26 protein-coding genes and 1 pseudogene are annotated in these 25,340 nt (G+C 65.3%); 2 read left to right on the plus strand and 25 right to left on the minus strand.

From position 1 onward, the window contains the following. Positions 1 to 18 precede the first annotated feature (18 nt). The 20 genes from nuoD to CSQ99_RS14920 form a co-directional block, all read right to left on the minus strand. A complete protein-coding gene (gene nuoD, locus CSQ99_RS14825) occupies positions 19 to 1,317 on the minus strand; it encodes an NADH dehydrogenase (quinone) subunit D (protein ID WP_099039799.1) in 1,299 nt (432 codons plus the stop codon). Then, a complete protein-coding gene (locus CSQ99_RS14830; protein ID WP_099039800.1) occupies positions 1,314 to 1,979 on the minus strand; it encodes an NADH-quinone oxidoreductase subunit C in 666 nt (221 codons plus the stop codon). The genes nuoD and CSQ99_RS14830 overlap by 4 nt, the downstream gene beginning before the upstream one ends. Continuing rightward, positions 1,976 to 2,530, minus strand: coding sequence for a NuoB/complex I 20 kDa subunit family protein (locus CSQ99_RS14835; RefSeq protein ID WP_099039801.1), 555 nt, complete (start codon positions 2,528 to 2,530; stop codon positions 1,976 to 1,978). The genes CSQ99_RS14830 and CSQ99_RS14835 overlap by 4 nt, the downstream gene beginning before the upstream one ends. Further along, positions 2,521 to 2,880 (minus strand): NADH-quinone oxidoreductase subunit A, encoded by a 360-nt coding sequence (locus CSQ99_RS14840; RefSeq protein WP_099039802.1) that lies wholly within the window; start codon positions 2,878 to 2,880, stop codon positions 2,521 to 2,523. The genes CSQ99_RS14835 and CSQ99_RS14840 overlap by 10 nt, the downstream gene beginning before the upstream one ends. A 151-nt stretch (positions 2,881 to 3,031) precedes the next feature. Then, a complete protein-coding gene (locus CSQ99_RS14845) occupies positions 3,032 to 3,874 on the minus strand; it encodes a hypothetical protein (protein WP_099039803.1) in 843 nt (280 codons plus the stop codon). Next, entirely contained in the window at positions 3,871 to 4,584 is a 714-nt protein-coding gene (locus CSQ99_RS14850; RefSeq protein ID WP_099039829.1) for a DUF6390 family protein, read from the minus strand. Before CSQ99_RS14850 ends, CSQ99_RS14845 begins: the two co-directional genes overlap by 4 nt. A 47-nt stretch (positions 4,585 to 4,631) precedes the next feature. Continuing rightward, on the minus strand, positions 4,632 to 5,771 hold the full coding sequence (hypD, locus tag CSQ99_RS14855; protein WP_099039804.1) for a hydrogenase formation protein HypD: 1,140 nt from the start codon (positions 5,769 to 5,771) through the stop codon (positions 4,632 to 4,634). 16 nt (positions 5,772 to 5,787) lie between these two features. Beyond that, positions 5,788 to 6,060, minus strand: coding sequence for a HypC/HybG/HupF family hydrogenase formation chaperone (locus tag CSQ99_RS14860; protein ID WP_099039805.1), 273 nt, complete (start codon positions 6,058 to 6,060; stop codon positions 5,788 to 5,790). A 14-nt stretch (positions 6,061 to 6,074) separates the two neighbouring features. Next, on the minus strand, positions 6,075 to 7,187 hold the full coding sequence (gene hypE, locus CSQ99_RS14865) for a hydrogenase expression/formation protein HypE (RefSeq protein WP_099039806.1): 1,113 nt from the start codon (positions 7,185 to 7,187) through the stop codon (positions 6,075 to 6,077). Next, positions 7,187 to 7,861 carry a D-sedoheptulose-7-phosphate isomerase gene (locus tag CSQ99_RS14870; RefSeq protein WP_099039807.1) on the minus strand — a complete coding sequence of 225 codons (675 nt, stop codon included), beginning with the start codon at positions 7,859 to 7,861 and terminating at the stop codon, positions 7,187 to 7,189. The genes hypE and CSQ99_RS14870 overlap by 1 nt, the downstream gene beginning before the upstream one ends. Continuing rightward, the gene (locus tag CSQ99_RS14875; protein WP_099039808.1) at positions 7,858 to 8,571 is read right to left on the minus strand and encodes a HypC/HybG/HupF family hydrogenase formation chaperone; all 714 of its coding nucleotides are present in this window, start codon (positions 8,569 to 8,571) and stop codon (positions 7,858 to 7,860) included. The genes CSQ99_RS14870 and CSQ99_RS14875 overlap by 4 nt, the downstream gene beginning before the upstream one ends. Then, the gene (gene hypF, locus CSQ99_RS14880; protein ID WP_099039830.1) at positions 8,568 to 10,961 is read right to left on the minus strand and encodes a carbamoyltransferase HypF; all 2,394 of its coding nucleotides are present in this window, start codon (positions 10,959 to 10,961) and stop codon (positions 8,568 to 8,570) included. Before hypF ends, CSQ99_RS14875 begins: the two co-directional genes overlap by 4 nt. After that, positions 10,958 to 12,151 (minus strand): NHL repeat-containing protein, encoded by a 1,194-nt coding sequence (locus CSQ99_RS14885; protein WP_099039809.1) that lies wholly within the window; start codon positions 12,149 to 12,151, stop codon positions 10,958 to 10,960. Before CSQ99_RS14885 ends, hypF begins: the two co-directional genes overlap by 4 nt. Next, positions 12,148 to 13,062 (minus strand): NifU family protein, encoded by a 915-nt coding sequence (locus tag CSQ99_RS14890; RefSeq protein ID WP_099039810.1) that lies wholly within the window; start codon positions 13,060 to 13,062, stop codon positions 12,148 to 12,150. Before CSQ99_RS14890 ends, CSQ99_RS14885 begins: the two co-directional genes overlap by 4 nt. Before the next feature lie 9 nt (positions 13,063 to 13,071). Then, entirely contained in the window at positions 13,072 to 14,346 is a 1,275-nt protein-coding gene (locus CSQ99_RS14895) for a tetratricopeptide repeat protein (protein ID WP_099039811.1), read from the minus strand. Positions 14,347 to 14,391: 45 nt separating this feature from the next. Beyond that, positions 14,392 to 14,634 carry a hypothetical protein gene (locus CSQ99_RS14900; RefSeq protein ID WP_245908917.1) on the minus strand — a complete coding sequence of 81 codons (243 nt, stop codon included), beginning with the start codon at positions 14,632 to 14,634 and terminating at the stop codon, positions 14,392 to 14,394. A gap of 5 nt (positions 14,635 to 14,639) precedes the next feature. Next, positions 14,640 to 15,482: a hydrogenase maturation protease gene (locus tag CSQ99_RS14905; protein WP_245908918.1), complete on the minus strand. Its 843-nt coding sequence runs from the start codon at positions 15,480 to 15,482 to the stop codon at positions 14,640 to 14,642. Continuing rightward, positions 15,479 to 17,086 (minus strand): nickel-dependent hydrogenase large subunit, encoded by a 1,608-nt coding sequence (locus CSQ99_RS14910; RefSeq protein WP_099039832.1) that lies wholly within the window; start codon positions 17,084 to 17,086, stop codon positions 15,479 to 15,481. Before CSQ99_RS14910 ends, CSQ99_RS14905 begins: the two co-directional genes overlap by 4 nt. Positions 17,087 to 17,142: 56 nt before the next feature. Next, on the minus strand, positions 17,143 to 18,114 hold the full coding sequence (locus tag CSQ99_RS14915; RefSeq protein WP_099039813.1) for an NADH-quinone oxidoreductase subunit B family protein: 972 nt from the start codon (positions 18,112 to 18,114) through the stop codon (positions 17,143 to 17,145). An 86-nt stretch (positions 18,115 to 18,200) separates the two neighbouring features. Next, positions 18,201 to 18,749, minus strand: coding sequence for a helical membrane plugin domain-containing protein (locus CSQ99_RS14920; RefSeq protein ID WP_099039814.1), 549 nt, complete (start codon positions 18,747 to 18,749; stop codon positions 18,201 to 18,203). A 220-nt stretch (positions 18,750 to 18,969) separates the two neighbouring features. Here CSQ99_RS14920 and CSQ99_RS14925 point away from each other — a divergent pair, with 220 nt between their 5' ends. Further along, a complete protein-coding gene (locus CSQ99_RS14925; RefSeq protein ID WP_099039815.1) occupies positions 18,970 to 20,031 on the plus strand; it encodes an AraC family transcriptional regulator in 1,062 nt (353 codons plus the stop codon). Between the two features lie 4 nt (positions 20,032 to 20,035). On the opposite strand, the gene CSQ99_RS14930 is transcribed toward CSQ99_RS14925, so the two are convergent. The 4 genes from CSQ99_RS14930 to CSQ99_RS14945 are packed head-to-tail and all read right to left on the minus strand — an operon-like array spanning position 20,036 to position 23,851. After that, positions 20,036 to 20,941, minus strand: a complete 906-nt coding sequence (locus tag CSQ99_RS14930; RefSeq protein WP_099039816.1) for a LysR family transcriptional regulator — start codon at positions 20,939 to 20,941, stop codon at positions 20,036 to 20,038. Between the two features lie 25 nt (positions 20,942 to 20,966). Then, positions 20,967 to 21,968 carry a CbbX protein gene (gene cbbX, locus CSQ99_RS14935; protein WP_099039817.1) on the minus strand — a complete coding sequence of 334 codons (1,002 nt, stop codon included), beginning with the start codon at positions 21,966 to 21,968 and terminating at the stop codon, positions 20,967 to 20,969. Between the two features lie 3 nt (positions 21,969 to 21,971). After that, the gene (locus CSQ99_RS14940) at positions 21,972 to 22,397 is read right to left on the minus strand and encodes a ribulose bisphosphate carboxylase small subunit (protein ID WP_099039818.1); all 426 of its coding nucleotides are present in this window, start codon (positions 22,395 to 22,397) and stop codon (positions 21,972 to 21,974) included. Positions 22,398 to 22,420: 23 nt separating this feature from the next. Next, positions 22,421 to 23,851: a form I ribulose bisphosphate carboxylase large subunit gene (locus CSQ99_RS14945; RefSeq protein ID WP_099039819.1), complete on the minus strand. Its 1,431-nt coding sequence runs from the start codon at positions 23,849 to 23,851 to the stop codon at positions 22,421 to 22,423. 182 nt (positions 23,852 to 24,033) lie between these two features. Here CSQ99_RS14945 and CSQ99_RS14950 point away from each other — a divergent pair, with 182 nt between their 5' ends. Then, complete coding sequence (locus tag CSQ99_RS14950) at positions 24,034 to 25,044, plus strand: class I fructose-bisphosphate aldolase (RefSeq protein WP_099039820.1); 1,011 nt, start codon at positions 24,034 to 24,036, stop codon at positions 25,042 to 25,044. Between the two features lie 15 nt (positions 25,045 to 25,059). On the opposite strand, the pseudogene CSQ99_RS14955 reads toward CSQ99_RS14950, so the two are convergent. Beyond that, a pseudogene (locus tag CSQ99_RS14955) lies at positions 25,060 to 25,340 on the minus strand (glyceraldehyde-3-phosphate dehydrogenase); the annotation flags it as partial.

The raw sequence follows: 25,340 nt of genomic DNA on the forward strand, positions 1-25,340 counted from the left end.
TCTTCGCGCGAGCGCTCATCAGCGGTCCACCCCGCCCATGACCGGGTCGATACTCGCGACGGCGGCGATGACGTCGGCGACCAAGCCGCCCTCACACATGGCGGCCACGGCTTGGAGGTTGGTGAACGAGGGGTCGCGGTAATGGATCCGGTAGGGCCGGGTGCCGCCGTCGGACACCATGTGCACACCCAGGTGGCCCCGAGGACTTTCGACGGCGACGTAGACCTGTCCGGCCGGAACCCGGATTCCCTCGGTGACGAGCTTGAAGTGGTGGATGAGCCCCTCCATGGAGCCGCCCATGATCGTGGAGATGTGCTCAGCAGAGTTGCCGAGGCCGTCGGCCCCCAGCTTCAGGTCCGCCGGCCAGGCCAGTTTCTTGTCGGTGATCATCACCGGACCGGGCTCCAGGCGCTGCACACACTGCTCGACGATCTTCAGTGATTCCTTCATTTCTTCGACCCGGATCAAGTAGCGACCGTAGGCGTCGCATCCGTCGTCGGTGACGACATCAAAGTCGAATGTCTCGTAGCCGCAATAGGGTTGGGTCTTACGAAGGTCGTGCGGAAGTCCGGTGGACCGCAGCACCGGTCCGGTGATCCCGAGTGCCATGCACCCCGTCAGATCCAGGTATCCGACGCCCTTGTTGCGGGCCTTCCAGATCGCGTTCTCGCGCAGCAGGTCCTCGAGATCGCTCAGCTGGCCCGGCAGGGTCTTGCACAGCGCTCGGATTCGGTCGATGCCGTCGTCGGGCAAGTCGGCGGCCAGCCCGCCCGGCCGGATGTAGGCGTGATTCATCCGTAGGCCGGTGATCGCCTCGAAAACCTTCAGGATGTCTTCGCGACCGAGAAATCCGAAGAACATCGCGCTCATGGCTCCCAACTCCATGCCGCCGGTCGCCAGGGCGACCAGATGACTGGAGATGCGGTTGAGTTCCATCAGGAGCACCCGAATCACGCTGGCGCGCTCAGGAATGTCATCCGTGACGTCGAGCAACTTCTCGACACCCAGGCAATAGGCGGTCTCGTTGAAGAACGGGGACAGGTAGTCCATTCGGGTAACGAACGTCACGCCCTGGGTCCAGTTGCGGTACTCGAGGTTCTTTTCGATGCCGGTATGCAGGTAGCCGATACCGCAGCGGGCCTCGGTCACCGTCTCGCCCTCGATCTCCAGGATCAGCCGCAAGACGCCGTGCGTCGACGGGTGCTGGGGTCCCATGTTGACGACGATGCGTTCCCCGGACGGTGACCCAGCCGCGGCCGCCGCCACGATCTGGTCCCAATCCTGCCCAGCCACCGTGATCACGGTCTCGGCCGTCACCGGTAGGCCCTGCGCTCGTCGGGTGGCGGAATCGAAGCGCCGCGGTACTCGACGGGGATGCCGCCCAACGGATAGTCCTTGCGTTGCGGATGGCCCTGCCAGTCATCGGGCATTTCGATACGGGTCAGCGAGGGATGCCCATCGAAGACGATCCCGAAGAAGTCATAGGTTTCGCGCTCGTGCCAGTCCGTCGTCGGATAGACCGAAAAGAGCGACGGCACATGCGGATCAGCGTCGGGGCAGCTCACCTCGAGCTGGATGCGACGGTTGTGGGTGATCGACGTCAGCGGGTACAGCGCGTGCAGCTCACGGCCGCCGTCGTCGGGGTAGTGCACCCCCGACACCCCGAGGCACAGCTCGAACCGCAACCCTGGTTCATCCCGCAGCACCTGTGCCACCGCAAGCAAGTGCTCCCTTCGTACTTCCAGTGTCAGTTCTTTGCGGAAGACGACAACGCGCTCGATGGCGTCAGCGACGCCGGACTTCGCAAGCGTGGCTGTCAGCAGGTCGACGACTTCGTCGAAGTAGCCGGAGTACGGGCGAGAGGAGCTCGGCCGCTTGGGAAGTGGCTGCAGTAGCCGCCCATAGCCGGACGTGTCGCCGCTGCCCGCAACGCCGAACATTCCGTGGCGCATGCCATTCACGCCGAATGTCCCGCTCATCGGAGCAGGCCGGTGAGTTCGATGGTGGGGGGCGATGACAGCGCGGCCTGTTCGGCCGCGGCGATGGCCTCGGCGCGGTGCACACCCAGCGGCATCTTCTGAATCTGTTCGTGCAGCATCAGGATGGCGTGTAACAGCATCTCCGGACGCGGCGGGCACCCCGGTAGGTAGATGTCCACCGGCACGATGTGGTCGACGCCCTGCACGATTGCGTAGTTGTTGAACATCCCGCCCGAGGACGCGCACACGCCCATCGCCAGAACCCATTTCGGCTCAGCCATCTGGTCGTAAACCTGACGAAGCACCGGTGCCATCTTCTGAGAGACCCGGCCGGCCACGATCATCAGATCGGCCTGCCGCGGTGTCGCCGAGAACCGCTCCATTCCGAACCGCGCGATGTCGAACCGCGGTGACGCCGTGGACATCATCTCGATGGCACAACACGCCAATCCGAACGTCGCAGGCCACAAGGAGCCCTTCCGTACGTACCCGGCCACCCTTTCCAGAGTGGATAACAAGATCCCACCCGGCAGCTGCTCTTCTAGTCCCAATTGAGGCCACCTCGCCGCCACACGTAGGCGTAGGCCACAAAGACCGTCAGCATGAAGAGCAACATCTCGACCAACGCGAATACACCCAATGAGTCGAACGACACCGCCCACGGGTACAGAAACACGATTTCGATGTCGAACACGATGAACAACATCGCGGTCAGATAGAACCTGATCGGGATCCGCGCCGACGCCGTCGGTCTCTCGGCCGGTTCGATACCGCACTCGTAGGCATCGAGCTTGGCTCGGTTATACCGGCGCGGACCGATCGCCAGCGCCATCCCCACTGAGCTGACCGCGAACGCGGCGGCGATCGCGGACAGGACGAGTATCGGCGAATAGATACCCATGCCTGCCTCCCTGCTCGCTGTAGTGCCGCAACGTAAAACGGTGTCGCCGAGGACCACTGGGTCTTACCGGTAACCGCATGTCTACTGACCTAAGGCAAGCGGGTAGACCCCGATATGGGGGATATGCCAGGTGATTGGCGAGTACGAGCTCTCAGCGCTCTATCGGCAGGGCCAGAAGCCCTGGGTCGACCGTGGCCCGCGCCGCGACCGATGCGGCGGCGGCGGTGACGATCACCGCAGCGTCGCCGTCTCTGCCCTTGGGGATTTCGATCGCCGCGCTGTCCGGCCCGTCGCGATTGGCCATCAGCCAGTCGTACAGCAGCCAGTCCAGGGCGCACGCCGTCGCTAGCGGGTCGGCTTCGGGCGCGCCGGCGGCGGTCACCACCGCCAACAGAGCGTCTCGATGCTCGTTACGCGCGGCGTCCTTGTTCACCCCGGAGCTGTCGAACAGCATCATCGACAGCGTGAGCGGGAATCGCAGTCCCGACTCGGTACGGACGATCCAGCGCCCGCCCTTCCACGGCGCATCCGAATCCGCCTGACACATCTCGCCGTATCCGCTGACCACACCGAGTGAGGGGTCGTCGAGTTCGCCGTCGAAGGGGGCGGGTCCCAGTAGGCCCAGGGGTTCTCGGGCACATATCGAGAACAACGCAGCGGTCCCGATGATCTTGCCGGCCCGCACATCGGCATCGATGCCCGTCATCTCGGTCGCCGTCGCGTATTCGTGGCAGAGTCGGTCCAGAGCGCGGTGCAGTTGGACCAGGTCGTCCCTCTCGCTTTCCGTGTCCGGTCGACGGCCGCCGCCTAGCAGGTCACCGAACCGTGCTGCGGCGATGATCAATGCATCGTCGAGGGCCTCCAGATGAGTCGCCACAAGTCGATCGGCCTCATCATCGTCGATGACCAACTCGGACAACGTCGCCGGTGTGCCCGCCGGCGTCGCCCAATGGAATCCGATCTGACCGTCGGCCTGCACGATCCGAGGTCTCATTGCGCCTGCGCAAGACGGTGATTGGTGAGCCTGAGCTGCCGGGCCGTACTGTCCTGAAGCGTCCGAACCTGATCGGCCGACAGCCGACCGCACAATCGACCCCAGTGCACGGCGACTTCGTCGCCGGCAGCGGCATCGGGCACAGCACTGTACCCGTCCTCCCAGATTTCCAGTCGCCGTACCGACGGTTCGGACATCCCCAGGGCGTGGCCGTCCCAGACCAGCTCGGGGGCTGACACCTCGACCTGATGATCGGCACGGGACAGCACGGTGGCCCACGTTATTCGGCAGCCGTCGAGAACCCGCAGCGGATGTTCGTCCATTCCGCGGCCGAGCAGCCGCGACCATGGATACACCCCGAATACGTGGAAGCAATGGTTGCCAGCCGCTTCGGCACCGAGATCCGAGGTGAGGTGCGACCAGTAGTGGCCCGCCCGCGGGCCGATCACCGCAAGCAGTTCGTCGGCGAACTCCCTCGGGTCGAGATCGGCGGCGACGCCGCCACCAAGCCAGTATGACTCGACGAGTCGATGGTCCAACGGATCTGCGATACCGGTCATCCGGGACAACACCTGCAGGTACGGCCAGGCGCCGGAAAACCCCTTCGCGACTTCTCGCACCTCGTCGGCCGAGCCGCCCCGCAAGGTGCCCGCTTCCGGCGGGCCGCAATAGCCGAGTCGGTTCGGGGCGTAGGCGTAGCGCGCGAACATCTCGACGCCCTCGGTGTCAAGGGATCGCTGGGCTGCCGACGACGGGGTCACCCCCGTGCACCGAGCCCCACGAGCTTGGCGGCGTCGCGGTGCATCCGGCCGAAGTTGTAGTACGCCGCGCAGGCGCCCTCGGCGGACACCATGCAGGTCCCGATCGGTGTCTCCGGGGTACACGCGGTGCCGAAAACCTTGCACTCCCATGGCTTCAGGACGCCCTTGAGCACCTCGCCGCACTGACACGCCTTCGGATCGGCCACGCGGACACCGGGCATCGCGTATCGCAGTTCGGCGTCGAACTGCGCGAAGTCGTCATGCAGTTTCAACGCGCTTTGGGAGATGAAACCCAGCCCGCGCCACTCGAAGTGCGGACGCAGCGCGAAGACCGTCGCCATCAGTGTGAGGGCGGCGACATTGCCCTCCTCGTGCACCACGCGCGAGTACTGGTTCTCAACCTCGCAGCGACCCTCGCGGATCTGCGTCAACAGCATTGCCACCGATGCCAAGATGTCAAGTGGCTCGAATCCCGCTACCACCAGGGGTTTACCGTAGACCTCGGGGACGAACCGGTACGGCCTGTTCCCGACGACGGTCGACACGTGGCCGGGCCCGAGGAAGCCGGACAGTCGAAGATCGGGCGAATCGAGGATGGCCTTGATCGGCGGCACGATCGTGACGTGATTGCAGAACACTGCGAAGTTCTCGACGCCCAGCTCGCGGGCGCGCACCAGGGTGACCGCGGTGGACGGCGCGGTGGTTTCGAAGCCGATCGCGAAGAACACCACCTGCTTGTCGGGATTGTCGAGAGCCAGCTTGAGCGCGTCCAGCGGGGAGTAGACGAACCGCACATCGGCCCCGCGCGCCTTCGCGTCCAAAAGGCTGCCGTTCGACCCGGGCACGCGCATCATGTCGCCGAAACAGGTGAAGATGACATCGGGCTGCTGCGCCAGCCACATCGCGTCATCGATACGGCCCATGGGGATTACGCAGACCGGACAGCCGGGGCCGTGCACCAGCTCGACGTTATCCGGCAACAGGTGCTCGATACCATGCCGGTAGATGGTGTGAGTGTGTCCGCCGCACACCTCCATGAACTTGAAGTGTTCGGCGCCGTCGCCCGCGAGCCTTTCGATGGCACCGAGGAGCTTGCGGGCGGCCGCGGGATCACGGAACTCGTCAACGAAACGCATGGCGTGTCCTCCTTTTTCAGATGATTGATGACGAATCGAAGGCTTCTATCTCTTCGACGTAACTGGTGCCGAGCTTCTGGACAGCCGCAAGCGTCAGCAACGCCTCCGTCTCGTCGATCTTGGCCATCGCGAAACCGACGTGAACCAGCACCCACTCGTCCGGTTCAGGCGGGTCCTTCTCGAGCAGCCGGATGCTGATCGTCCGCCGTACGCCACTGACATCTACCTTCGCCAGATAGTTGGCTGTGTCGGTGATCTCGACAATCCGGCCGGGAATTCCAAGGCACATTTCCCACTCCTTTATCAGCAGATGCGCGGTAAGGGGTCGCCGACGAGCATGTCCACGATCCGGGTGCCCCCGAACCCGGTGCGCACCACGACCGTCGCCGCCGGTTCCTCGGTGATTTCGCCGACCTCGGCGGCATCGACTCCCAGCGGATGGCTGCGCAACGCCGCAAGTCCGGCCTCGGCTTCCTCGGCTGCCACCACCGCAATGAACTTGCCTTCGTTGGCGACGTACAGCGGATCGATGCCGAGCATTTCGCATGCACCGTTGACCGTCGGGCGGATCGGCAGGTGTTCCTCGTCGAGCACCACGCCGAGACCACTGGACTGGGCGAGTTCGTTGCAGACGGTGCCGACGCCACCGCGGGTGGGGTCGCGCAGCCAGCGGGTGGACGGTGCTGCTGCCAGTAGGAGTTCCACCAGCGGGCTGACTGCCGCGGTGTCGGATTCGATGTCGGCCTCGAGGTCCAGATCGCCGCGCGCCAGCATCACCGCCATGCCGTGGTCGCCCATCGATCCGGACAAGAGCACCTTGTCCCCGGCACGCACCGATTCCGCGGACAGGGTCCGGCCCACCGGAATCACACCGGCGCCCGTGGTCGTGATGAACAGTCCATCGGCCGCGCCCCTTGGCACCACTTTCGTGTCGCCGGTGACGATCTGGACGCCGGCGGCGGTGGCCGCCTGTGCCATATCCGCGACGATCTCCTGCAGTTCGGCGATCGGGAAGCCCTCCTCGAGCACGAATGCCGTCGAGATCCAGGACGGCACCGCGCCGACCATGGCCAGGTCGTTGACAGTGCCGTGCACGGCGAGGTGGCCGATCGAGCCGCCCGGGAATCGCAAGGGCTGCACAACAAACGAGTCGGTGGACATCGCGAGTCGCTCCCCACTGGGCAGCGTGAGAATCGCACCATCGCCCAGCGACTCGAGTTGCGGATTACGGAAGGCCTCCAGGAACACCGCGTCGACCAGCGCCGCCGACGCCTTACCGCCCGCTCCGTGGGCGAGCGTCACCACCTCGTCGCGCAACCGGGGACGACGCCGGCGAAACAGCTCGATCCGCTCGATCACCTCACCTTCGGCGAAGCTCGGCCCGGAGGACAGGTACTCACTTGCTGCCTTGCTCATCAGATCTCAGTCCCTTGCTCGTGCACGGCCGACCACAGTTGGTATCCAAGCAGCGCCTGCGATTCCTGGATCCGATGGACGCTCTGCGAGTGAACGATGAAGCAGGTGTCGACATCCGGGCTGGTCGCAAACGTCCCGCCGTCGTATCCGGCGAAGCCGACGACATACATGCCGCGCTTGCGCGCCTCCCGTATGGCAACCGTCAGATCCGCGGAGCTGCCGCTGGTGGACATCGCGACTGCGATGTCCCCGGAATCCGCCCGCGCCATCAGCTGTCGGGCGAACACAAGCTCGAAACCGACGTCATTGCCGAGCGCGGTGAGTATCGCTTCATCGGCGGTCAACGACCAGGCCGGCAGGGCACGTCCGGCCGGTGGCCGAGCGAAGAGCGTCGCCAGCGTCGTCGCATCCGTGGAACTGCCGCCGTTGCCGAAGGCGAACAGCCGGCCGCCCGCGGCGAACCGAGCCGCCATCTCGGCCGCCGCCTTTGCCACCTTTTCCGCGCTCGACTCCACAGTGGATCGGCGCAGGGCCGCGCTTTCGGCGGCCTTGGCTTGCGCCGACGCCGCGAGATCGACAAGCAGTGAATTCAGGTCGTGTTCCTGAGCATCGATGAAGGGATAGAGAAAGTTGGTCGGCTCATGGCCCGAATCGAGACCGGGTTGGTTCCTCATAGGTCACCGACCTTGCTGATGGCCATCCCCGCATGAACGAGGACGAGTTCGCCGGCGTCAACGGGGTCGACGAGCATGGTCGACACGGTCTCCACCCCCTCCGCGGTGCGCACCCGAGCCGACCCTTGCGCCGACGCACAGAGCACTTCGCCGAGGCGGCCCTCATCGCTGCAGGTGATGCAAACCTCCTCGGTGCATTCGGTGGGCTTCAGCAGACCCGGGTGCTCGAAGCAGACATGGGTGAGTTCCCACAGCAGGTGATACAGCAGCACGAAAGCTCCGGTCGCGGGCGCTTTCGGATCGGGGTCATCGAGCCAGAGAACGTGGTCGGCCGCACCCGCGTGGGGACGCTGTCCGTTGCCGATCCAAATCGTGGTCGCGCCCCAGGCCGGCGCCCTGCGCATCACCGACCGGACGTCGGCGTCGTCGGCGTCGGCAACCGCGATCACGACGTCGCCGGCGCGAACGGACACCCGCACCACGTCGACCAGGTCTGGTCCGGCGAGCGCCACCGCGGGCAACGCCGGTTTGCCGACGATCACCGGATGCACGAACTCGACCGCAATGTGCTGGGCGTGCGGCTGCCACGACGGCGCGAGGGACCACATCGTGGCGCCGGCGGAAAATCGTCGCGCCAACGACAGTGCGGTCGTGGCGAGATCGGCAGCCAGGTCCGCCCCGAGCCCGTGTTCGACGTCAGTCGTGTTCATAGCGAAACTCCCCTTGTTTGGCCGAACGCGGCGTCACCGTCGGGATCCAGCGCGGTCAGCATGGAAACCGCCGCCTGCCCCAACGCGAGCCCACCGTCGTTGGGCGGAACGATGTGGTGGGTGAGCACCGTGAACCCGGCCGCTTCCAGGTGCCGCCGGCACGCCCGCAACAACAGGACGTTCTGGAACACGCCGCCTGTGAGTCCCACCAGCGCAACCGAACCGGCCACCAGAGAAACCACCTCGGCGACGGCGACCGCGACCGCCTCATGGAAGGCCGCCGCCAACACCGCGGCGTCGACTCCGACCCGCAGCGCCGACACGATCGCCTGCATCAACCCCGCGGAATGAATCCGGCCGTCCGAGCCCACGGCCAGCCGTAGCGCCGGATCACGCGGCGTATTGCTCGCGGACTCGGCCAGCATCTCGAGTTCGATCGCGGCCTGGCCTTCGTATTCGATCCGCTGCCGCACGCCGAGCAGCGCGGCAACCGCGTCGAACAGGCGCCCCATGCTCGAACAGGGCACACATCCCGTTCCGCTGCGGAACTGGGAGCGGAGCATCCGCAGTTCCGTGGGCGAGGCCGCGGCAACGGGAGCCAGGTCCTGGTCCCAGTCGATGCCGGCCGCCCACAGTTGTGACAGCGCCATTCGCCACGGATTCCGGACCGCCGCGTCGCCACCGGGCAGCGGCACGGGCACCAGGTGGCCTACGCGCGTGAAGCGGTGCGTGTCGGGTCCGATTGCGAGAATTTCGCCGCCCCATACAGTTCCGTCGCAGCCGTAACCGGTGCCGTCGAAGGCGACCCCGATGATCGGTTCGCATAATCTGCCGTGCTCGGCAAGTAGCGACACCACATGTGCATGGTGGTGCTGGACGAGGTCCAACGGGCGCCCGTCGGCGTGACGCTCGGCCCATGCCCGCGTGTGATAGCCGGGATGCAGGTCTGCGGCCAACCGCTGCGGCTTCCGACGGATTCCGCAGAGCTGGTCGACGGCGTGTTCGAATGCACGCAGCGTGTCGAGGGTGGCCATGTCGCCGATGTGACCCGAGCAGAAGGCACGATTCTCCTCGACGAGGCAGAAGGTGTTCTTCAGCTCACCGCCGACGGCCAGCACCGTGGCAGTGCTTCGCCCGGCCGGCGTCGGGATCTCAACGGGCAGTGGCGCATAGCCGCGGGACCTGCGTATCGGCAGTTCCCTGCTGTCGACAATGCGGACCACCGAGTCATCGCACGGTACATGAATCGGCCGGTCGTGGTCGAGCACCGCGTCAGCGAGCGCCGAAGAACCCGAAAGTCGCTGTGCAGCATCTTCATCGGTGAAGCAGATCGGTTCGTCCGAGCGGTTGGCGCTTGTCATCACCAACGCATCCGGCACCGGCGTCTGGACACCCGGGATGGGCGCGAAGAGCAGATGGTGAACAGGAGAATACGGCAGCATCAGCCCGATCAGCGCACTGCGCGGTGCAACCAGCTCAGAGATCCGGGTGCCGGATCTGCGGCGCAACAGCACGATCGGGCGCGCAGGGCTGGACAACACCGCGGCCGCGGCGTCGTCAATTTCCGCGAATCGACGCGCGACCTCGAGATCGCGGACCAGGATCGCGAACGGCTTGCCGCCCCTAGCCTTTCGGGCACGCAGTGCGGCGAGCGCATCGTCGTCGTCGACAGCACAACTCAGGTGATACCCGCCGATCCCCTTGATCGCGACGACGGCGCCCCCACCAAGTGCTCGCTGGGTTGCCTCCAGCGCGGGGTCCGATCCGCGGACGAGTTGGTTGCCGGACCGGAACCACATCGAAGGGCCACAGTCCGGGCATGCGACCGGCTGAGCATGAAATCGCCGGTTCGCCGGGTCCTCGTATTCGGCGGCGCACCTGGCGCACATCTGGAAGCCGGCCATCGTGGTGGTTGGGCGGTCATATGGCAGCTCGCGGATGATCGTAAACCTCGGCCCGCAGTTCGTACACGTGACGAACGGGTGCCGGTAACGCCGGTCGCGGGGGTCGAACAACTCGGCGACGCATTCGTCACACACCGCGATGTCAGGTGGAATCGCGGATGCGGCACCGTCGACCATCTCGCTGTCCACGATCCGGAAATCAGGCGCACCTGGGTCGGCAGCCATTTGAACCGCCGATACCGTGCTGATCGTCGCAAGGGGCGGCGCCTCGGCGCGAAGCAGTCGGGCGAACACATCAACGGTGGCCGTCGGTCCCTGCACCTCGATGAATACGGCCCTGGAATCGTTGCCGACGAATCCGGCCAGCCCCAGCGCGGTGGCAGTCCGATGCACAAACGGGCGGAAGCCGACGCCCTGGACCACACCGGTCACCGTGAATCGATATCGGACGTCCTCGGATTTCAGGATCAGCGATGTCTGGGTCACCGACACCGCCAGACCACGACCCTGTTGTTGCCCGAATCCGCCACCGCCAGCCGATCGCCACGAAGAGAGATGCCGTACGGCCAGCACAGGGTGTCTCGTTGAACCGACGTCCACCGGTTCTCACCGTTGGATGCGAAATTCGGCTGCCCCAACACATGGTCAGCGGCGCGACCGTCGCGGGGCATGCCGTCCCACAACAGGATTCGGTTGTTCGCGGTGTCAGCCACCGCCAGCCGCTCGTTCGGGCCGCCGCAGCCGTCGAATTGAGCCGCGTAGGGGAAGCGAAATCGGTCCCCGGTGTGCGGACCGTAGGGCCATTCGTCGGCCGACGTGAAATCGACCTGTCCGAGAACGATATCCGCATCGCGGTCCGAGTCGGGTTCAGGCGACCAGCCCAGCAGTCGATGGTCCCCCGCGTCTGCGATCAGCAGCAGGCCATCGGTGCCGGTGATGTCATGGGGCCAGCGAAAGCTGGCGGGGCCAACAGCACCACCGCGGTTCTCGTCGCGGTGGGCCGCGTCGGGTTGACCCAGGATGATGTCGGCCGGCTGCCCGGGGTCGGGGATACCGTTGTCCCAGCCGAGGACTCGTCGATTGCCGGTGTCGGCGACCCAGAATCGGGAGCCCACGACCGCGATGCCGAACGGCCAGTAGAACGTCGATGCCGAGCAGTCGCCACCGCGATTGGGCTCTACGGCTGCCGCATCATCCTGTCCGAGGATGATGTCCGGCGCGACATCGCTGACCTCGGGGACCGAGTTCCACACCAGGATCCGGTGGTGCCAGGCGTCGGCGACGACAAGCCGCCCGTCATGCACGAGCACACCGGTGGGCAGGTTCATTCCCCGTTCTGGTCCGCGGCCGGCGGCGGCCCTTCCTTCGGTATGGCCGTCCGGCTGACCGAGGACGATGTCGGCGGGCTGCTCATCGTGGTCCGGAACTCTGTGCCACACGAGCACCCGGTGGTTGCCGGAATCGGCGACCACGAGATGGTCATCGCCGAGGAAGACTCCTCGCGGCGAATACATCCACGCCATCGACGGACTGGCGGACGGCAAGGCCAATCCGCCGGGTGCCGGAGCACCGAGCCACACATCGGGTGACCACCCTGCGGTCAGGTCGTCCCCCGGTTCGGGATCGGCCCGACCCCGGAACGTGCCGATGTTGTGGCGGACGGTGAACTGGGTCATGTCCCGACTCGAACCCAGACGTCACCGGAATCGACCCTCAGTGGCACCTGCTCCAGCTGCGCCCCTGGGGCGCTCAGGCACTCCCCCGATGTCGCGTCGTAACAGAAGCCGTGCCATGGGCACGTCAGCGTGCCGTTGGCGATGTCGAGCACAGCATTGTCCAAAGGCAAGCCCTCATGGGCACATTCGTTACGGTAGGCCGAAAGCCGTCGACCGGCGCTCACCACAATGATGTCGACAAGGTCACCGGACGCCGAGGACAGGCTCAACGTGGTGAGGTCGTCGTCGGGCAGGCTGGCGGTGGGACCCACCTTCACCCAACCCTCACTGGCGGGGTCCGGCCCGATGCGCAGCGACTCCAGCGGGATCAGCGTGGGTGACGGCTCATTCGGCAGCACCTCCACACCGGTGATCGACGGCACACCCTCCACAAGTGCGCTTTCGACGAGATTTCGAAGCGTTACCGAGGACATCGAGCAGCCGTTGCAGGCGCCGTCGAGCCGCACGAAAGCGGTGCCATCTTCGATCCGCACCAGGACGACATCCCCACCGTGGCTCTGCAATTGGGGCCGCACCGTGACCAGTACGCGATTGGCGTGTGTCATCGGATCGGGCCGCACGATCCCGTGCAGCGACAGGAGCATGTGCACGACCGGGTCGTCGACGAGTTCGAACAACACCGCCCGGGCGGCGTCGTCGGACCGCAGCCGCTGGACGATCGTCACCAGCCCGGCGCGGTGAATGGCCTCGACGGCAGCCTTGACCTCGTCTGCGACCGCCCGCGACGACTCATCCAACCCCTCAAGAGCGGCCATCGCGTCATCGACGCGCCTGGCGAGGTTCTCGAAGTCGGCGTCGCCATCGGTGGCCGGCACTTGGCCTGCCGGCGCTTCCACGGCCGTGGTTGACATGTCGGCTCCCTAATCGGCTTCGGGTGCGGTTCGGGCCAAAGCGTGCTCGCGGGCGATCTCGTCGAGGACGCCGCGCACGGCGCGCACCGAATCGACATCGCCGAGATCCTCGAACAGGAACCGGGATTCGTACAGTTTCGCCTTGGCCTGATCGAACATCCCAAGATGGGCCAGCGCGTTGCCCTGGTTGGCCAGCACCCTGGCCCTGCCCAACGGATCGGTGTCGCGATCCCTGGCCTCGAGCACACCCTCGTAGAGTTCGACCGCCTCGACCAGGTTGTCTGCTTGATGTTTGGATGGGGTGTAGACCAGCGAGTTCGCCAGATTGAGTTGAACGCTCGCCCATTGCTCGGGATACGTTTCACGGGTGTAGACCTTCAACGCCGACCGCAACGATTGTGCGGCGACCCCGAGCCGCAGCTGCCCCGAGGCCTCCACCATCGGCATCGTCAGGTAGGCGGTGGCGAGATTTGCGTGTGTGGCCGCCCACAGCAGCGGCGCCTCATCGCGCAGCACCAGCTGCAGGGCGGAGTGATAGTGCGGAATCGCCTGGGCAAGTAGATCGGGACGGTCCTCGGCCTGCTCGTGCAGCAATCCGGCAAGGTTCAGATGCAGTTCGGCGCGTCCGATGCGGAGACCGTCCGCGCCGTCCAGAAGGCGCAAGGCCTGCTCGAGTCGCTGGGTCGCGTCCGGTTCGCCAAGATCCCGGCAGATCGACGCCGCTGCGCCCACGAGGACACCCTGCAACCGCCCCGAATGTGGGCCTGCGGCGGCGGCGGCGCGCTCGAGCAATGCGACGGCGCCCGACGGGTCTCCATCGTCGAGTGCCTGACTTGCCTGTGCCGAGAGAGCGACCGCAGCCAGCTCACCGTCGGTGTCACCAGGTTCGGGCGGGGTGTCGGACCGACCGAGGACGAACAGGACGAGGTCGACGAGCGTGCCGAATTCCCCGAGGCTCGACCGTAACTCGTCGACGTCCTCGCTGTCGGGGTCGAGGACGAACCGGTTGTAGCGAGTCACCGGATCGGTCCCAACCAACGCCGCCAGCGCCGCTGTACGGTCCCCTGCGAGGGCGAGTTCGTGTGCCGCCATGCCGTCGGGCCAGTCCTGCGGCAGGTTGCCGGCCAGCAGCGCCAGGCGCACTGCTTCGGTGTCCGCACCCGTTGTCGACACTGCGGGTATCAGCATGTAGCCCAAGGGAAGCGGAAAGGTGCCAAGGGGTTGCGGACGGACCGCGGCCGCGGTCGAAGCGGTGATTTCGGCATCGGTGGGAAGTGCGGTCATCGGTTCACGATCCTCTGTTCGTCGGGGCGGGCACGCATCCGGCGGTCATGGCCGCGGACCCTCACGTTCTGCGGCTCGCTTGATCAATTGCGCCGCGAGCTCGGCGCGGGCCTTGGTCGGGTAGGTGTCGATGCGGGTCCGCACGACGCCGTCGGCGAACACGACGACGACCTCGACCGCCCAGCGGCCACGTTCGGAGACCACGACGGTCTGGACGTCGTCCGCGTGTTCGGTCGAGCTGTCGTTGGGAGCCGTGAATTTCGGCCGGGCCGGCGGGTCGTCACACATGACAGTCACTCGCCAGGCCCCAGCGGAATCCGTAGGGCCGCTTCGTCATCGTCCCAGAATGCACGCTGGACGCCTGTCGGAATGTGGTCTTCGAGGACTTCGCGCACCAGTGTGGCCCGGTCACCGGCCGGGTTGCGTTGCTTGAGCAGCAGACCGCCGCTGCGTGGCCCACGCAGTGGCATCAGCCAGAGTGCGTCGGCACGCACAAGGGCGACGACCGCATCGGATGGGAACCGGCTGGCCGCCAATGCTGCGTCCAGGCGGATATAGCCGTCTGCGGTGAATTCGACCTGTAGATCCGCCGATGCCGCAGGGCGCAGGGCAGCGAGATAGTCACGTTCGATGATCTCGATCACCTGGTTCATCGACGCCTCGACCGCCTCCGTGAGGTCAGCATCGAGCTCGACTCCCGCCACCTCGATGAGGAAAACCGTGATGTCGGTGGGACAGTCCTCACCAAGTGCCCAGCGCGCGAACGCAATTGCGTGATCCCAACGAAACGAGTGCGTATGCAGCCCCTGAAGGGGCGGCAGGTCCTCGAGCTCGGCACCCGGCACCCGGTATACGGTGCCGGGCGCCGCCCCGGTGGCTGCGGCATCGACGATCACGACCCGCGCAGCGCCGCGCATCTGGAACGCCACATCCATCCCTGCGGTGCCGCCGTCAACCAGTCGGGCACCGTCGGGTACGCCGCGCTCCCACAGATGACGAACCAGGATCGGGCCGACGCCGTCATCGCCGCGCAACAGATTCCCGCACCCGACGACGAGCACCGCACAACCCGGCGGCTCGATGTCGACATCGGCTCCGTCGCTGTCAGGGCGCGCTTGAGAAGTCGTGGCGATCACACCATTCCGTTGATCACAAACTTGGACAGTTCGCGGCCGGACTTGCCGTCGTAGGCGTGCACCGTGCACACCAGGCAGGAGTCGAAGCTGCGGGCCACGTGCCCGAGTTCCACCGGATCCTCCGGATCGACTATCGGTGAGCCGATCAGCGCCTTCTCGATCGGACCCACGACACCTTCACCGTCGCGGGGCCCGATGTTCCATGCCGTCGGAGTGACCACCTGGTAGTTTTTGATCTTGTTGTCCTCGATCACGATCCAGTCGGACAGTGAACCGCGCGCAGCTTCGGTTGAGCCAAAGCCCATCCCCTCGGCATGTTCGACCGGCTTGCTGTAGAAGCTCTCCTTGAGGTTGAGCTGATCCAGCCAGCCGCGCACCCAGTTGTAGTACTTGGGCGCCTCGTGCATCCGTGCCAACTGCCGCACGAAGACACTGGGACCGATCTTGTTGATCAGGTCGACGAACAGCGGGTCATTGTCCTGGTGCGGTGCGGCGTTCGGTCCCCCGGCCGCCACCCGGCGCGCCAGCGGACCCGCCTCGAGCGGGATGTTGCCAAGGCCGGGCACCTCGTAGCGCGGCGCCTTCGCCCAGCTGTACTTGCCCTGCCCCCTACCCACTTCGGGGTCGATGGGGATGGTCTCACCCTCGAACGGGTGCAGGGGTCGGCTGCCCTCGTAGAAGGAGTGCGTGACGTCCTCCCGGACCAGGGCCTGGTCGAAGTCGTGCCACTGGCCGCGCGCGTATATGCCCTGCCGGCCGATGAGCGCACCGTTGCGGCTGTCGATCGTCGGGTTCTCATACAGCGAGGGTTCGAAATAGGTGCCGGTGGCGAGGTAGTTGCCCACGCCCTGGCCGTACTTGTCGAGACCGATATCCAGGCTGTAGCGGATGAAGAACCCGCAGTCGCTGTTGTACTGGGCCTCGTTCTCGTTCACCCACTCGAGCACGTCGTCCCAGGACCTGTTCTGCAGCCAGCGGTCGACCGAGCATCCGAGCCACTGCTTTTCGAGCCAATTGTCCTTCCAGTGTTCGAAGATCGCGATCGACCGGGTGACGTCGGCCAGCGATGGCGCACACATGACACCGCCGGGGACCATGAAACTGGAGTGCGGCCACTGACCCCCGAAGATCGCGTACACCTCCACCGGCTTAGCCGAAAGAATCACGCCCGGTTGATAACTGGTGCCGACGTACGGAGCGAACCGGCGGACCGCCTCAGCATAGAGCTTTGATTTGGCGTAGTTCTTGTTCGTGAAGTCGATGGCGAACAGCGCATAGAAGTAGCGCGGAATCGACTGCAATGTCTCTGCGGCTTGGCAGATGTTGCGGATCAGGGTGGCGTTGTGCGGCACGTGGGTGCGCCACGCCGTGTCCAACGCATACGCCGACTTGTAGAGATGGCTGCCACCGCAAATGCCGCAGATGCGCGGGCAGACCACTAGGCCGGCCTGCGGATCCTTTCCGCGCAGGATGATTTCGAAGCCGCGGAACATCGCGGCCTCCGTCCATGCAGAGGTGACGACACCGTCATCGATGGTGACGCGGACGTCGAGGTCACCCTCGACGCGCCCCAAGGGACTGACGAATAGATCGAGAGAGGTCATGGTGGGTCCTTTCAGAACCTGGGCTGATGGTTTGGCCGCACGATGTTTCGCCATTGCTAGACCACGAACATGTCTTCCTTCGACCATTGCGGAGCGGCGATGCGGGCAGCGGCGGCGTGGGCCATGTAGGTGAGGTGATCTGACCCCTCCGGGACCTCCTTGGGGATCATCCCGCTGACTTTCTGCGTCTTGAACACCGTGCCGGGAGCCAGGTCGAAGTGGGGGAACTCGGGCTCGGTGCAGCCCAGACAGGGCATCCCCGCGCGGGTCTTCGACGACTGGCGGTTCCACAGGATCCGGTTACACGGCGAGTGGGTCATCGGCCCGCGGCACCCGAACTCGTAGAACAGGCAGCCGGTGCGCGTTCCCTCGCCGAACGAGGTGGTCGACTGCTTGTACTCGAAGAACTGCACGCGCGTGCAGCCGGTCTGCGTGAAGGTCTTGAAGAACGTCTCCGGCCGGTGCAGCTCGTCGAGCGTGATGTCACCGGCGCGCCCGGTGGCGAGCGCAACGAGGATCTGCGTGATCCAGTCCGGGTGCGCCGGACATCCCGGAATGTTGATGACGGGTAGGCCCATCTTCGACCGGAAGTCCGGCCCGAGGAATCCGCCCTTGTCACGCTTGTGGAACTGCAGCCCCGTCGACCCGGATGGGTTGGGCTCCATCGCCGGGATTCCGCCCCAGCACGCGCAGTCACCAATCGCCACGACAATCTGTGCGGCGTCGACAAGGTCGGTCACCCAGTCCTTCATCGGCCGGTCGGCGAACATGTCCATCCGGCCGCTTCCGTCGGGTGCCTCGATGACGGTGCCTTCGAAAACGAAAATGTCGAGCGGCCGCTCGCCTTTGGCGCAGTCCCAGAAGACTTTCTGCGCATTGGCGCCGAGCTCCAGACCCAACGACGGATGCCAAAGTAGATCGAGCCCGAAATCGACGATCAAATCGACGACATTGGGTTCCTCCGCATTGAGAAAGGACATTGTATTTCCACTACAAGCACCACCTTGAAACCATAAAACAGAAGCCATCAAAACTCCTTTCACAGGCGACCGGGGCTGAGGTCGCAAAACTAGGGTTTTCGGGCTGGAAACCCTTTAATGCAAAGAGTTCGGGGTCATTCCTGGGCGAGTCGGCGACCGAACGCCCGCGCGACCTGAATCATGAAACCGAGGCCGCGTGCGATGTCCTTGTCCTTCGTCGCACGCCAAAAGCCATACATGCCTTTGGGACCGCCGGGGTCGGCATCGGCGGCTGCTTTGCCTTCGGCCACCGCCTGACCGAGGAACGCGAGTACCTCGGCGGTCTGCGGGTCGGTCAACCGCGACGTCAGAAGAGTGTTCAGCGCCGGGGTGGCACCGATGAGCGCACCGGACAGGTTCGCCAGGCTTCCCGCCAGAGCCTGCAGGTCGACTTCCTTCAGTGACTCGATGCCGGGAATCAGACCCGTCAGCGAGGATTCCCTGATTTCGTCAACGGCGGCCGTCACGGATTCGCCGATTTCATCGCCGCGCCGTAGTAGTCCGTCCACTCCGGTCACGAGGACGGCCAGCAGGTCGGCATGGTCGAGCAGGCTGTTCAATGAACTGGCTATCTGAGGGTCGTCCAGGCGGTCACGCAGAGCATCCGCCGGCGATATTGCCATCACCTGCCCGTTTGCCGTCATGCAGACCTCCCGCGTCGGATGTTGACCTGGGCCGGTGTGGCCCCAGTCACAAGCTATCGGGACCGTGACATGCTGCCTATCGCAATCGCGCAGGATATGTCAGGATTGCGCAGACGTTAGCGCGCTGGGACGCGCCGGAATCCTCGGAGGGTTGCGTGATCAGCACTGATGCTTTAGTGATCGGTTCATTGTCGACGCCGCCCCACGGCGGGTCTGCGCGATGTCCCGGCTGACGCGTCTCGGCTACATCGACGTCCGGCGGACCAGCAATCCGGTTCGCCGCAAGGTGCGCTCCCGCGGTGTCCCGCCGGCACTTGCGAGTAACGAAATCTTCTACACCGAGGACGTCGCCGAGGCATCCCGGCTGATCGCCCAGGCGCTTGCGCCATTGAAACTCGACGTGGCGCCGGAGCAGAGAGACGCGTTTGCAGCGACCATGCACGGAGTGCGGTTGCGCAACGTCAGCATGCTCTATCTCGACCTACACGTAGCCGCCACCATCGACATCCCGATCCTGGGCCAGTACTTTGCCGTGCACATGCCCATGAACGGGCGCGCGATGGTCGACCATCGCACCCGCACGTTCGAGGCCAACACGATCCGTGCCCTCGTGACGAGTCCCGGGGTCCCCTTGCGCGTGGCTTTCGACCACGATTCACCACAGCTGCTGATCCGGATCGAAGCGCGAGCGATGACCGCGCATCTCACCCGATTGCTGGGCCGCAGCCTGTCGCGGCCGCTGGAATTCGAGCCTGAGTTCGATCTCGCGACGGACGCCGCGATGCGCTGGCACACCGCTGTCCAGTTGATCCACACGGAGGTCTTTCATCCCGGCTCGCTGATACAGCACGGGCAGGGGATCGGGGCCGTGGAGGAACTGGTGATGAGCAGCCTGCTGCAGTTGCAACCGTCGAACTATCACGATGAGTTTTTGCAACCGCCAAAACCGGACCAGCGCCGCGCGGTGGTTCAAGAAGCGATGAACTACATTGACGACCACCTCGCGGAACGGATCACGATGGATTCGGTGGCACGAGCTGTCCACATCAGCGTTCGATCGATACAACAGGGTTTCCGGCAGGAACTCGGCATGACACCGATGACCTTCGTCCGGGAGCGTCGACTCGAACGGGTGCACGAGGAACTGGCCGACGCGGTGCCCAGCGACGGCGTCACGGTGACGTCGGTGGCGGAGCGCTGGGGTTTCAACCATCTAGGCAGCTTCGCGGTGGAATACCGCAAGCGCTGGGGCGAGGCTCCGTCGGAAACCCTACGGCGCTAAGAGGTCAGGACGCACGACGCCGGACGCCGGTCACGTTGCGCCAGCCCAACTCTGGATGCGACAGCAGGTGTGCGATCAGCAGTTCGGTCGACATCGTCGCGGTGGTCTGACTCACCACATGCCACGGACGATTCAACGGCGTACCCGCAACCGGCAGCTCGACCAATAGGCCTGCGTCGAGTTCCCGCTGCACCGCCTGCCGCGATACCAGGGTGATACCCAGGCCGGCGACCGCGGCCGCCACGACGGCGCCATGGGATCCGAGCACCAGCCGCGGCGGGGCGATCGTGAGCTCGTCGAGCAATGCCGTCATGGTCGACCGCGTGCCGGACCCAGGTTCCCGCAGCAGCCACGTCGCGGTCGCGGGCTCGAAATCCTCCGCAACGGCCGGGGCACCGACCATGATCAGGGTATTCGGACTGACTGCACGCACGGGCAGCGCACCACGGAGGTCATCGGGGGGACGGCCGGCGACCACGAGGTCGACCTCGTGACGCGACAGCATCGGCCAGATGGCATTGCGCGCGGCGACCTCGAGGTTCAACACCACACCGGGGTGCTCGGCGCGAAACGAGGCCAACGCGGCGGGAATCAACAGTTCGCCGGCAGATGTCACCGCCGCGATTCGGATAGAGCCGTTCTCGGGGTCGGCCTCGCCGCGGGCCGCCCGGATAGCCTCGTCGTGCAGACCGAGTATGCGGCGTGCGTACTCCACGTACCGAACGCCTGCCGGAGTCAATCGGACTCCACGCCCGTGCCGGTCGACCAACACGATGCCGATGTCGTTACTCAGGGCCCGCACGGCCGACGATATCGAGGACTCAGTCACCACCAGCCGCTCGGCGGCGCCCCGCACGGACCCCGCATCAGCCAGCTCAACGAGCGCACGCAGTCGCGCATTGGTCGTCATTTCGCCTCTGTTCCGCGGGAGTCGCTCATGCAGTTTGCTCCTTCGTCGCGTCCGTGAAAACGCGACTCGCCAACAGATCTGCGGGCTCGATGGTGGTGAGTGCGGACAGGTCGACACTGCCCTCGGCCGCGAGCAGTCGCCGTGCGTGCCGCAGCCGCGCTCGCTCGAGCGCGTTGCGCACGCTGCGGGCATTGGCGAACCAGGGCTGGTCGATTCTTCGTTGCAGGTAGCTACGAAGCACCTCCCGGGCATCGTCGGAGAACGCGTAGCCCAACCCATCGGTCATCAGCACCGCGATGTCCTCGAGTTCGTCGACGGTGTAGTCGGGGAAGGTGATGTGGTGCGCGATTCGGCTCTGCATGCCGGGGTTCGCGGAGAAGAACTGATCCATCTTGTCGGCATAGCCGGCGAGGATGACCACCAGATCGTCGCGGTGGTTCTCCATCACCTGCAACAGGATCTCGATCGCCTCCGAACCGTAGTCGCGCTCGTTCTCGACCTTGTATAGGTAGTACGCCTCGTCGATGAACAGCACCCCACCCATCGCCCGTTTGATGACGTCCTTGGTTTTGGGCGCGGTATGCCCGACGTACTCGCCCACCAAATCGTCGCGGGTGACGCTGACCAGGTGTCCGCGCCGCAGGTAGCCGAGGCGGTGCAGCAGATCGGCCATCCGCATCGCCACCGTCGTCTTACCGGTGCCGGGGTTGCCGGTGAAGCACATGTGCAGCGTGGGCTGCGGTGCCCGCAGCCCGAATCGGACCCGCATCTTGTCTACGAGAAGTAGCGCCGCGATCTCGGCGATGCGTGTCTTGACCGGCTCGAGCCCGACAAGCTCGGCGTCGAGCTTGCCCAGCACCTCATCGATGCCCGACTCTCGACGGGCGGCGGAAAGATCGACGACGGCACCGGCGGGCAGGATCTCCTGCTCCGGCACGTCCGGCTCCCCGTCCAATTGCGGACCAGGAGCCGGACGCGGCCGGTACCCGAACGAGCTGCGCGGGCTCTCGGCGGATTGAATCGTCATCGGTCATTCCGGTTGATACCGGTACCCCTCGGGACGTTCGGTGGCATATGAGTGCGTGGTGTAGCCGATCTGCCTGTCGGCCTTCTCTGCCCGGTCGAGCCGGAAGCCCGGCTCCTCCGCCGGACGGTTGACGATGAAGGACAACGCTGTCGTCTGTCGGCCCAGGCTCGCGTCGTAGGCGTTGAGGCGGATGTAGGTGTTCGGATTCGCGGCCCGACAGGCGTTCACCTCGAGCAGCACACCGGCCGCGTCCTTCAGGTCGAACATCGGCAGGCCCCACATCTCCCAATAGGTGTTGCGCGGATGAGGGTCGTCGGTGAATTCGACCGACAGCGGCCATTCGTTGCTCAGCGCGTAATTGATCTGGGCGGTGATCTCCTCGTCGGTGAAGTCGGGCAGATAGGAGAAGGTGCCCTGGGTGATTCTCATAGATGAACTCCGTTTCCGGTGTTTCAGGCGTTCGTCGGTGTCGCGACGACGTCGGGGGTGTCGGTGGATTCGTAGTTGAAGGTGATGTCGCCCCAAGTGGCCAGCGCCGTGTCGAGCGCCCGGTTGCGGGAGGCGGCCTTCTTGAGGATCTCCGGCCCCTCCTTGTAGAAGTCGCGGCCCTCGTTACGCGCCTTGACCATGGCCTCCAACGCGACGCGGTTGGCCTCGGCACCCGAGGCGATCCCCATCGGATGCCCGATCGTGCCGCCCCCGAACTGCAGGATCACGTCCTCGCCGAGGTGATGCATCAGCTGATGCATCTGGCCGGCGTGGATTCCGCCGGACGCCACCGGCATCACACCGGGCATCGACACCCACTCCTGGTCGAAGTACAGGCCCTTGACCGGATCCGCGGGGATGCTGTCGAGGCGCAGGGTGTCGTAGAACCCCGCGGTGGTGTTGGGGTCGCCCTCGAGTTTGCCGACCACCGTGCCTGCGTGGATGTGGTCCACCCCGGCCAGCCGCATCCACTTGGAGATCACCCGGAAGCTGATGCCGTGCGACTTCTGCCTGGTATAGGTCCCGTGGCCGGCGCGATGCAGGTGCAGAAGCACGCCGTTGTCGCGGGCCCATTTCGCCATCGACTGGATCGCGGTGTAGCCGATTGTCAGGTCGATCATGACCACCACCGAACCGAGCTCCTTGGCGAACTCGGCCCGCTCGTACATCGCCTCCATGGTCCCGCCGGTGATATTGAGGTAGTGCCCCTTGATCTCGCCGGTGGCGGCCTGCGCCCGGTTGACGGCCTCCATACAGAACAGGAAACGGTCACGCCAGCGCATGAACGGCTGTGAGCAGATGTTCTCGTCGTCCTTGGTGAAGTCCAAGCCGCCCCGCAGCGCCTCGTAGACGACGCGGCCGTAATTGCGCGCCGACAGGCCGAGCTTCGGCTTCGTGGTCGCGCCCAGCAGCGGACGGCCGAACTTGCTGAGGTGCTCGCGCTCCATCACGATGCCGTGCGCGGGACCCTGGAACGTCTTCACGTAATGCGTGGGGATGCGCATGTCCTCCAGGCGCAACGCCTTGAGTGGCTTGAACCCGAAGACGTTGCCGATGATCGAGCTGGTGAGGTTGGCGATCGAGCCCTCCTCGAACAGATCGATGTCGTAGGCGATCAGAGCGATCCACTGGCCGGGGGCATTGGGGACGGCTTCAACGCTGTAACACTTCGCCTGGTAGTGCTCGAAGGTGGTGAGCCGGTCGGTCCACACAACTGTCCACGTCGCGGTGCTGGATTCACCGGCCACTGCGGCCCCGGCCTCCTCGGGCGGCACCCCATCCTGAGGTGTGATCCGGAAGGCGCACAGCACGTCGGTGTCCTTGGGGACATAGTCCGGCTGCCAGTAGCCCATCTCTGCGTAGGGAATGACTCCCGCGTTCCATCTGTCTGCCATGCGACGAATGCTGCCATCGCGATACTGAAGCTGTCTATTGAGAGTTTCATGCTGATACATGACTTATTGGTTAAGTATGAGAGCCCCCCTCCTGATCCACCGACCGGGTGAGGCACGCCCATTCGGTGCACTCCTACCGTGGGCGCACCAGTGCCAAAAGGGCCGAGGAATGAGGGTTACGGATGACAAGCAGAGCAACCGAGTGCAGGCAGATCGCCGCGCAACTGACCGCACCGGGCAAAGGCATCCTGGCTGCCGACGAGAGCATCGCCACCATGTCGTCGCGGCTCGAGCAGGCCGGCGTGACACCGTCCGCCGACAGCAGGCGCATGTATCGCGAGTTGCTCGTCACCACACCCGGCCTGTCCGATGGTGTCTCCGGGATCATCTTCTGTGATGAGACCTTGGGTCAGGTTCTCAGCGACGGGACACCTTTCGCGCAGGCCGTACGTCAGATCGGGATCCTGCCGGGCATCAAGGTCGACACCGGCGCCAAGCCGTGCCCCGGCCTGCCCGGCGAGACAATCACCGAGGGGCTGGACGGGCTGCCCGCGCGGCTGGCCCACTACGCCGAGATCGGTGCGGCATTCGCCAAGTGGCGGGCGGTCTTCACCATCGCCGATGACAAGCCGAGCTGGGGATCGATCGCCAACAACGCCAACGCGCTGGCGCGTTACGCGGCGGCCTGTCAGGAGGCGGGCCTGGTGCCGATCGTCGAACCGGAGGTGCTGATGACGGGCTCGCACACCATTGCGCGGTGCGCCGAGGTCACCGCCTCCGTGCATGCCGCTGTGAGACAACAGCTCTCGCTGCAGCATGTCGACCTGGCCGGTATCGTGCTGAAGCCGAACATGATCACCGAGGGTGACGGCTCCCCTCAGCGGTCCACCCCGGAACAGGTGGCGGACGCGACGGTGCAGGTGCTGCGAGCGTGGCCGGCGGACCTGGCGGGCGTGGCCTTCCTATCCGGCGGGCAACCACCCGAGCGGGCCACCGCCAACCTCGCGGCCTTGCAACAGCATCAGACGCCCTGGCCACTCACCTTCTCGTTCGGGCGTGCCCTGGTGTCTCCGGCACTTGCCGCATGGGGAGGCGACGAGACGCGCTATGCCGACGGCCAGACCGCGCTCGGAGTCCACGTCGCCGCGAACGCGGCCGCAGCCAGGCTTCGCCGCGATCTTCAGTCGGCATAGCCGCCCCCATCGCGGTTAGAGCGACTTGCCGACCAGCGCGACCAGGTCGACGAGGCGGTTGGAGTAGCCCCACTCGTTGTCATACCACGACACGACCTTGGCCTGGTTGTCGATCACCTTGGTCAGGCCCGAATCGAAGATCGAGCTGTGCGGATCGGTGACGATGTCGCTCGACACGATCGGCGCGTCGTAGTACTTGAGGATGCCTTTGAGCGGACCATCGGCGGCCGCCTTGAACGCGAGGTTGATCTCTTCGGCGGTAGGCGCCTTGGACAGCTCGGCCGTCAGGTCGGTAC

It is taken from the genome of Mycobacterium neglectum, from assembly GCF_002591975.1.
Classification (GTDB): domain Bacteria; phylum Actinomycetota; class Actinomycetes; order Mycobacteriales; family Mycobacteriaceae; genus Mycobacterium; species Mycobacterium neglectum.